The organism is Frankia nepalensis (assembly GCF_016786325.1).
Lineage (GTDB): Bacteria > Actinomycetota > Actinomycetes > Frankiales > Frankiaceae > Pseudofrankia > Pseudofrankia nepalensis.
Genome location: NZ_JADWYU010000068.1, coordinates 1 through 8,416 on the forward strand (window position 1 = coordinate 1; position 8,416 = coordinate 8,416).

7 protein-coding genes are annotated in these 8,416 nt (G+C 72.6%); 1 reads left to right on the forward strand and 6 read right to left on the reverse strand.

Going from position 1 to position 8,416, the window contains the following annotated elements:
- Positions 1 to 54 precede the first annotated feature (54 nt).
- From I6A81_RS02980 to I6A81_RS03000, 5 genes are all read right to left on the reverse strand, one after another.
- A complete protein-coding gene (locus I6A81_RS02980) occupies positions 55 to 609 on the reverse strand; it encodes a flavin reductase family protein (RefSeq protein WP_203003219.1) in 555 nt (184 codons plus the stop codon).
- Positions 588 to 1,478, reverse strand: a complete 891-nt coding sequence (locus I6A81_RS02985; RefSeq protein WP_203003218.1) for an SDR family NAD(P)-dependent oxidoreductase — start codon at positions 1,476 to 1,478, stop codon at positions 588 to 590. The genes I6A81_RS02980 and I6A81_RS02985 overlap by 22 nt, the downstream gene beginning before the upstream one ends.
- Positions 1,479 to 1,487: 9 nt before the next feature.
- A complete protein-coding gene (locus I6A81_RS02990; protein ID WP_203003217.1) occupies positions 1,488 to 2,657 on the reverse strand; it encodes an LLM class flavin-dependent oxidoreductase in 1,170 nt (389 codons plus the stop codon).
- A 59-nt stretch (positions 2,658 to 2,716) separates the two neighbouring features.
- Entirely contained in the window at positions 2,717 to 3,838 is a 1,122-nt protein-coding gene (locus tag I6A81_RS02995) for a CaiB/BaiF CoA transferase family protein (RefSeq protein ID WP_203003216.1), read from the reverse strand.
- A gap of 259 nt (positions 3,839 to 4,097) precedes the next feature.
- Positions 4,098 to 5,210 (reverse strand): thiolase family protein, encoded by a 1,113-nt coding sequence (locus I6A81_RS03000; protein ID WP_307874430.1) that lies wholly within the window; start codon positions 5,208 to 5,210, stop codon positions 4,098 to 4,100.
- Positions 5,211 to 5,481: 271 nt separating this feature from the next.
- Here I6A81_RS03000 and I6A81_RS03005 point away from each other — a divergent pair, with 271 nt between their 5' ends.
- Positions 5,482 to 6,684, forward strand: coding sequence for an amidohydrolase family protein (locus tag I6A81_RS03005; RefSeq protein ID WP_203003215.1), 1,203 nt, complete (start codon positions 5,482 to 5,484; stop codon positions 6,682 to 6,684).
- Between the two features lie 169 nt (positions 6,685 to 6,853).
- On the opposite strand, the gene I6A81_RS03010 is transcribed toward I6A81_RS03005, so the two are convergent.
- Positions 6,854 to 8,416, reverse strand: a 1,563-nt coding sequence (locus I6A81_RS03010) for a DUF6537 domain-containing protein (RefSeq protein ID WP_203010086.1), incomplete at its 5' end; no start/stop codon positions are given.

Consider the following 8,416-nt stretch of genomic DNA (forward strand, 5'->3'; position numbering starts at 1 on the left):
GTTGACGAAATGATCGTCAACCGGCCCCGTCGTCGTGCGCCATGTCGATCGCGGCTATCGGTCTCCCACCGTCGAGATGGTGGACGCGGACTTCTGGGTCGGCAGCCCGTAGCCGCCACGGAAGAACAGCAGCGGTCCGTGGTCCCGCAGGATCCGCATCCGGCGAACCGCGCCGACGATGATCTGGTGGTCACCACCGTCGTACGTGGCCTCGATGTCGCAGTGGACCCACGCGAGGACGTTGTCCAGGACGACGGCGCCGCGGTCGGTGACGTGCCAGGGGACCGCGTCGAACTTGGCGGCGGTCCGGGAGCCGAAGGCCATCGACACGTCCTGCTGGTCCTCGGCCAGGACGTTGACGGTGAACCGTCCGGTGCTCTCGATCCGCGGCCAGCTCGTCGAGCTCCTGCCCGGGCAGATGAGCACCAGCGGCGGGTCGAGGGAAAGTGAGGTGAAGGACTGGCAGGCGAGACCGGACGGAGACCCGGAGTCGTCGAGGCCGGTGACGATCGTCACGCCGGTGCAGAAATGTCCAAGCACGTGGCGGAAGGTGGCCGGGTCGACGTCGTCGGCCTCGGCGCCGTGCGTCAGGAGAGTGCGCTCGACCATCGTGGGATGTCTCCTTGGACGTCGGCGTTCGGGGCGGCGGCGGCCAACAGCGGGCGGATGGCGGCGTCGACGGCCGCGGGGTCGTCGACCGGCGTCGCCGTGGGCCCGCGGTGCCAGCCCTCGGCGATCGCCAGGCGCACGCCCGAGGCGACGATCACCCGGCCGGTGACGTCGGCCGACAGCGGCGACGCGAGCCACACCAGCGCCGCGGCCACCCACCGCGGATCGAGCCGGCCCTCGCGGGCGGCCTCGCTGTCTCCCAGCCCCACGGCCTCGGTCATCGGCGTCAGCGCCGTCGGGCACACGGCGTTGACGGTCGCCCCGTAACGGGCGAGCTCCATGGCGGCGATCAGGCTGAACGAGGCGATCGCGCCCTTGGCGGCGCCGTAGTTGGCCTGGCCGACGTGGCCGTACAGGCCCACCGACGAGACCGTGTTGATGACGCGGGCGTCGACGGCGCCGCCCGCCTTCGACCGCTCCCGCCAGTGGCGGGCGGCCCGCTGGGTGAGGAGGAACGTGCCCTTGAGGTGCACCCGCAGCACGTCGTCCCAGTCGGCCTCGGACATGTTCACCAGCATCTTGTCGCGGGCGATGCCGGCGTTGTTCACGACGACGTCGAGGCCGCCCCAGGTGTCGAACGCGGTGGCGATCAGGCCGTCGGCGCCGGCCGCCGTCGACACGTCACCGACGTGGCCGGCGGCCTGGCCGCCGCTGGCCCCCACCAGGGCGACGACCTCGGCGACCGCGCCGGCGTCGACGTCGTTGACCACCACCCGCGCGCCCTGCGCGGCGAGCGCCTCGGCGTAGGCCCGGCCGATCCCCCGGCCAGCGCCGGTTACCAGGCACACCCGTCCGTCACACATGCCCATGAGCGCGCCTCAGGCGACGGCCGTCGGCGCGATGTCGGCCGCGGATGCGATGTCGGCGGCCGGCACGGCGTCAGCGGCCGGCTTGGCGTCGTAGGTCACGCCGATGTCGCCGCCGGCGTCGTGGCGCTTCAGCTCGGGCAGCACCTCGGAGGCGAACAGCTCGAAGCAGTCCTGGGCCTCGCCGGCCGGCATGCCGCCGAAGCACAGCGGCACGACGACGCCACCGGCGTCGGTCATCTTCACGTACTCGAGCAGCTTCTCGGTGACCTGCTCGGGCGTGCCCCAGACCTGGAGGTCGGCGAGGAACCCGTTGAACTTGTCGATGCCGTGCTTCTGGATGTTGTTGGCCAGGCCGGCGTAGTACTCGTAGCCCTCGATCTTGGCGAAGCCGACGTTGTCGAACTCGTAGTGCTCGACCGTCGAGCGGGCCCAGCGCTGGAGGTACACGTTACGGATCTTCTCGATCTGCGCCTGGTTCTTGCTCACGCCGGCGACGATCACGAGGACCGGCTTCGGCGCCTCCGTGCCGTTGAGCTCGAAGTAGCGCTCGCGGTACTTCTTCAGCTCCTCGATGGCCGTGGGCCAGGGCTTCTGGGCGATGACCATCAGCCCGACGCCCATGCCGGCCATGATCTCCATCGACTCCGGCGACACCGCGGAGGCGAACGTGCGGCCCTTGAAGCTCGCCAGTGGCCGGGGCCGGATCTCGACCCGCGGCTGCTGGTAGAGCTCGCCGTCGTACTCCATCACGCCCGTCTCCAGGGCGGTGAGGAGCGCGGCGCTGTACTCCTTGAACCGGCGGCGGGACTCGCCCATCGGCACGGAGAAGCCGACGAACTCCTTCTGCCCGAGGCCGCGCCCGAGCCCGAGGATGGCCCGGCCGCCGGACATGTGGTCGAGCACCGAGAACTTCTCCGCCACCCGCACCGGGTCGTTCCACGGCAGGACGGTGACCATCGTGCCGAGCTTCACCCGCTGGGTCTGACCCGCCACCCAGGCCAGCACCATCGCCTGCTGCGACGTGAGCTGGTAGTCGGAGAAGTGGTGCTCGGACAGCCACACCGAGTCGAAACCGACCTCTTCGGCGCGAGCCGCGAGACCCAGCTCCGACCGGTACACGTCGGCGTCAGATACGTCGCGATCAAGGTTCGCGAACTGGAGGCCAAGACCTATGTGCATGAGCGCTCACTTTATACGGTTGCCCGATCAGACGCCAGTACTCTGAGCGGAGCAGCGGACTACTGGATGGCACCGACGGCCCGCAGGCGGGTCACGTCCTCGGACGAGAACCCCCAGTCGGACAGGGCTTCTTCGGTGTGTTGCCCGGGGGCGGGGGGCGGGCCGGCGACCGCCGGCGGAGTACGGCTGAAACGGGGGGCCGGAGCCGGCTGGACCACCCCGCCGACCTCGGTGAACGTCGCGCGCTGGAGGTTGTGCGGGTGCGCCGGGGCCTCGTCCGGCTCCAGCACCGGGGCGAAGCAGACGTCGGTGCCCTCGAGCGCGGCGCACCACTCGTCCCGGGTCCTGGTCCGGATCACCGCCGCCAGCCGGGCCTTCATGGCCGGCCAGGACGAGCGGTCGTCCGCACCGGGATCGACCCCGGTCAGCTCGGCGAGCTGCCGGCGCGCCCGGGGATCGATCGCCCCGACCGAGACGTACCGGCCGTCGGCCGTCTCGTAGGCGTCGTAGAACCAGGCACCGCCGTCGAGGAGGTTGGTGCCCCGCTCGCCCCAGTCGCCGGCCGCCCGCAGCCCGTGGACCATCCCGGCCAGCAGGGCGGCGCCGTCGACCATGGCGGCGTCCACCACCTGGCCGCGGCCAGAACCACCGGCCTCGAGCAGGGCGCAGACGACGCCGAAGGCGAGCAGCAGGCCGCCCCCGCCGAAGTCACCCACGAGGTTGACCGGCGGCACCGGAGGCCCACCCGCCGGGCCGACCATGGCCAGGGTGCCGGACAGGGCGATGTAGTTGATGTCACGACCGGGCGCCTGGGAGTACGGCCCCTCCTGGCCCCAGCCCGTCATCCGCCCGTAGACGAGCCGAGGCTGGCGGGCCAGGCAGTCGTCCGGCCCGAGCCCGAGCCGCTCGGTCACCCCGGGGCGGAACCCCTCGATGAGCACGTCGGCCCGCTCGACCAGCCGCAGCACGGCCTCACGCCCGTCGGGGTGCTTCAGGTCGACACCCACCGAGCGGCGGCCGCGGGCGTTCACGTCCCATAACGGCGCCTCGGCACCGACGGCGTCGGCCCGGTCGACGCGGAGCACCTCGGCTCCCATGTCGGACAGCATCATGGCGGCGAACGGCCCGGGCCCAATGCCGGCCAGCTCGACGACCCGGTAACCACTGAGAGCGCCGGTCATACCCCATTGTCCCTGATAAGCGTGCGTTCACTCCACCGGGGTTGACGCCCCCGCCCGGCAAGCACGCCCACCACCAATCTGACCGGAGTTCCCGAGGACACGGCCGGCGGCGGATGTGGTCACCCCGGCGAGCGATGAGCGCAACCCAGCCACAGCTCGTGACGGCGCATCAGCGCGGTACCAACCCAGCCACCAGGTCAGCCCCAGCCCAGTCCGGCCACCGCCTCATAGCTCGACCTGAAACCAGGCGACGAGGGCGCTAAGCGCCCGAGCGGCGGCGCAGCTCGTGCACCATCGTGATGATCATCCGTGAGCCGGTCATGGCGACCGGGTGGCCGAGGCTGCAGCCGCTGCCGGCGACGTTCACCAGCGTGTCGTCGAGCCCGAGGATGCGGGTGGTGGCCACGGCGACCGAGGCGAACGCCTCGTTGATCTCCCACAGGGCGATGTCGCCGATCGTGAGCCCGGCCCGCTCCAGCGCCTTCGGGATCGCGATCGTCGGCGCGAGGCCGGTCTCGGCCGGCGGCACGCCCACCGACGCCCACGCGCGGATGACGCCCAGCGGCTCGAGCCCGTGCTTCTCGGCGAACCCGCTGTCGGCGAGCACCATCGCCGCGGCGCCGTCGTTGACGCCCGACGCGTTGCCGGCCGTGATGCTGAAGCCCTCGATCTCCGGGTGGATCGGCTTGAGCGCGGCGAGCCGCTCCAGCGACGTGGTGCGCCGCGGGTGCTCGTCCACGGCGAACGTCACGGTGGTGCCGTCGCGCCGCGGCACCTCGATCGGGAAGATCTCCTCGGCGAAACTGCCGGCGTCGATGGCGGCGACCGCGCGCTGGTGCGACCGCAGGGCCCAGGCGTCCATCTCCTCCCGGGTGAGGTTCGCCTGCACCGCGGCGTTCCAGCCGACCGTGATCGACATGTCCCGGCACGGCGCGTCCGGCGTCTCGGGGTGGCTGTAGGCGAGCCAGTCCTCGTCCCACTCGTCGGTGCCCGGAATCCGCCAGCGTGCGCGCGGCTTCGTCGAGGCCGACTGCACCCCGCCGGCGATGACCACGCGGTCCATCCCCGACCGGATCGACGCCGCCGCGCTCTGCACGGCGGCGAGGCCGGACGCGCAGTGCCGGTTGTGGGCGATGCCCGGGACTCCGACGATGCCGGCGTTCACCGCCGCGTACCGGGCGATGTCGCCGCCGCCGTACAGCGACTCGCCGAGCACCACGTCGTCGACGAGCGCCGGGTCGACTCCCGACCGCCCGAGCGCCTCGGCCACCGCCCGGGTGCCGAGGTCGAACGCGCTCATCTCGGTGAGCGTGCCCTTGAACGCCGTCCCGATCGCCGTCCGCGCCGTCGAGACAATGACCGCCTCATGCACTGGCTCGCTCCTCCTGGTCCTGGACAGGCCATCTGGACGCGCCGGCGGGCCGGCGGCCCGCTCGATCCACGGCCACAAAGTACATGCTCACTTACCATAGGCAACCGGACATAGCCGCGCAACCGGACGGGCGTGACCCAAGAGATCCGTCCGCTCGACCGCGGGCACGATCCGCTCCGCCAGGGCGCCAGGCGGGCTTGACCGGGCGGCACCGCCGCTATAATAAATGAGTACTCATTTACTTAGCTGGCAACCGGAAGTGGTGGGCGCCGTGGACTACCCTCTGATCGACGCGGACGGGCACTACTACGAGCCCGACGACTGCTTCTCGCGCCACATCGAATCCAGGTATCGGGACGCCACCGTGCGGGTGCGGCGCGGCGAGGACGGCCTCGGCCGGGTGTTCGTCGGCGACCGGCGCACCTTCATGAGCGTGATGCCGGGCGACTACGCGTCGGCGCCCGGCGCCCTTCAGGGCCTGTTCGTCGGCGGGGTCGCGGATGGCTTCAACCACCGCGAGGTCCTCAACGCCAAGGACCACCCGGCGTTCACCACCCGGGCGGACCGGCTCGCGCTCATGGACTCCCAGCGGGTGGAGGCGACCATCCTGCTGCCGACCCTGGGCGTCACCGTCGAGCAGGAGCTGGTCCACGACGTGGAGCTCACCTACGCCAGCCTGCGCGCCTTCAACCGCTGGCTGGAGGACGACTGGGGATACGCGGCGGGAGAACGCATCTTCGCCGTGCCCATGCTCTCCCTGCTCGACATCGACCACGCGATGGTGGAACTGCGTCGCGTCCTCGACGCCGGCGCCCGGATGGTCCACCTGCGCCCAGGACCGGTCGGCGGCCGCTCGCCGGCTCATCCGGTCAACGACCCGTTCTGGGCGACGTGCGCCGAGGCCGGCGTGCCGATCGTCTTCCACACCTCGAACTGCGGCTACGCCGACCTCTACGGCGCGCACTGGTCGGAGGACCCCACCAACCCCTCGCACCTGCAGTCGCCGCTGCAGTGGGCACTGTGCAACACCGAACGGCCGATCGTCGACACGCTGATCGCGCTCACCCTGCACAACCTGTTCGGCCGGCACCCCGGCGTCAGGATCCTGTCGATCGAGAACGGCAGCAGCTGGCTGAAGCCGTTGCTCAAGACCGTCGACAAGGCGGCGGCGCTCGGCCGGCGCGGCCCGATGATCGGCGGCGAGCTGCCGGCGAGGCCCAGCGAGGCGCTCACCTCGCACCTGTGGGTCGTCCCGTTCCCCGAGGACGACGTCGACGACCTGATCGGCGTCCTTGGCCCGGACCGGGTGCTCTTCGGCTCCGACTACCCGCACCCCGAGGGCCTGCGCGCGCCCATGGACTACGTGGCGAGCCTCGCCGGCCAGGACCCGCTCACCACCCGCAAGGTTCTGCGCGCCAACACCGCGGGCCTCCTGCGCATCCCCGACCGGCAGCCCGCGGCCTCGGCCGTCTGATCACGGCAACGACCTGATCATGACAACGGCCTGATCACGGTAACGACGGAGGGCGGCGGCCTCATGGCCGCCGCCCTCCGCTCTGTTCCGTGCCGGCTCTGTTCCGTGCCGGCTTTCTTCAACGCCGGCCTTGTTCAGCGCCGGGCCCCTGGACCGAGGAACAGCCTGATCATGTGCTCCGGCCGGCGGTGCCCGGCGCGAGCTGGGCGACCCGGGCGCGCCAGCGCTCGATGGCCGCCTCCTTGATCGGACCGTAGCCCTTGATCTCCTGGGCGGACTCGGCGAGGACGACAAGGCCGGCGTAGTCCCGCCCGTCCGCGAGGGCGGCCGTGACGAGCCCCTCGTACTCCTTGATGAGGGCCCGCTCGTGACGCCGGTCCGGGTCGAGGCCCCAGAGGTCGAGCGGAGTGCCGCGCAGCCGGCGCGCGGCCCGCAGCCCGTGGAACGCGATGGCGTAGGGCCGCGAGGCAGGAAGCTTGTGCTTCAGCCCCATCCGCCGCAGCGTCGGCGGGTGCAGGTGGTAGGTCACCTTGTACGGACCCTCGATGCCGAGCTCGGCGGCGGTCGCGTCGTGGTCGGCCAGCAGGTGCAGCCGGGCGACCTCGTACTCGTCCTTGTAGGTGAGCAGCTTGAACCAGCTCTCGGCCACCGCCCGGGTGAGCGCCCACCCGTTGGCCGCGTCGTCGCGGGCCGCGGCGCTGGCCACCAGGCCGAGGAACTTCCTCGCCCGCGCGGCGCTCTGGTAGTCGACGGCCTGGGCCACGCGGCGGGTCAGCAGCTCGCGCAGCTCGCCCGGCAGGTCCACCGGCAGGCCGGCCGCGGCGACGAGCGGGCCGGCGGTCTCGACCGCCCCCGCCGACGGGTCGAAGATGCTCGGCGTCGAGGCCTCGGCGGCCGGCGCGGCGGTGGTGGCGAGCGCCGCCTCGACAGCGGCCAGGTCGTGCGCGGCCCAGCGGCCCCACGCGAACGCGGCCCGGTTGTCGGCGGCCACCTTGCCGGTGCGGCCCATCGCCTTCTCCAGCTCGGCGAGCGGCAGCGGCAGGCCGCCGGCCTGGAACGCGGCGCCGAGCAGCACGATGTTCGCCAGCAGCTGGTTGGCGAACACCTGCTCGGCGATCCGCTTGCTGTCCAGGAACAGGGCCCGGTCGTCGCCGACCCGCTCGGCGACCGCGGCGCGCATGACCGCCTCGTCGGGCGCGGCGACGTCGCGCTGCAGCATCGCCGCGGTCGGCGTGACGGCCACGTCGACGACGGCGAGGGTCCGCCCGGGGTGGACCGTGGCGAGGTGCTTGGCGGCGGCGGCCTGCAGGATGTCGCCGGACAGGTACAGGTCGGCCCCCTCGGCGCCGACCGTGGGCGCGCCCTCGCCGCCGCCCGGGCCCTTGGGCGACAGCAGCAGATGCGAGACGACCGCGCCGGCCTTCTGCGACAGGCCGGTCTGGTCGAGACCCGAGACCGCGAGGCCCGCGGCCTGCGCCGCCGACGCGATCACCCGGTTGGCGGTGACGACACCGGTGCCGCCGACGCCGGTGAAGTAGACGCCGAAACGGTCGGTGATGGGCCCGGTGGCCGGGTCGGGCAGGCTGCCGGTCGGCAGGTGCGGGCGGACGTGCGCCGCGGTCCGCTTCGCGGCGCGCCGGGCCGCCCGCCGCCCGGCGCCGGGGCCGGGCGCGCGGGCCCGGGGCCCGGGGGGGGTGGGGGCCGCACCCCGGGCGGGCGCCCGCGCGGCGGG

Bases quoted from the DNA above. Each gene is read 5' to 3' on its own strand.
- I6A81_RS02990 (WP_203003217.1), bottom strand. From the start codon at position 2,657: ATGCACATAGGTCTTGGCCTCCAGTTCGCGAACCTTGATCGCGACGTA.
- I6A81_RS02980 (WP_203003219.1), bottom strand. From the start codon at position 609: ATGGTCGAGCGCACTCTCCTGACGCACGGCGCCGAGGCCGACGACGTC.
- I6A81_RS02995 (WP_203003216.1), bottom strand. From the start codon at position 3,838: ATGACCGGCGCTCTCAGTGGTTACCGGGTCGTCGAGCTGGCCGGCATT.
- I6A81_RS02985 (WP_203003218.1), bottom strand. From the start codon at position 1,478: ATGGGCATGTGTGACGGACGGGTGTGCCTGGTAACCGGCGCTGGCCGG.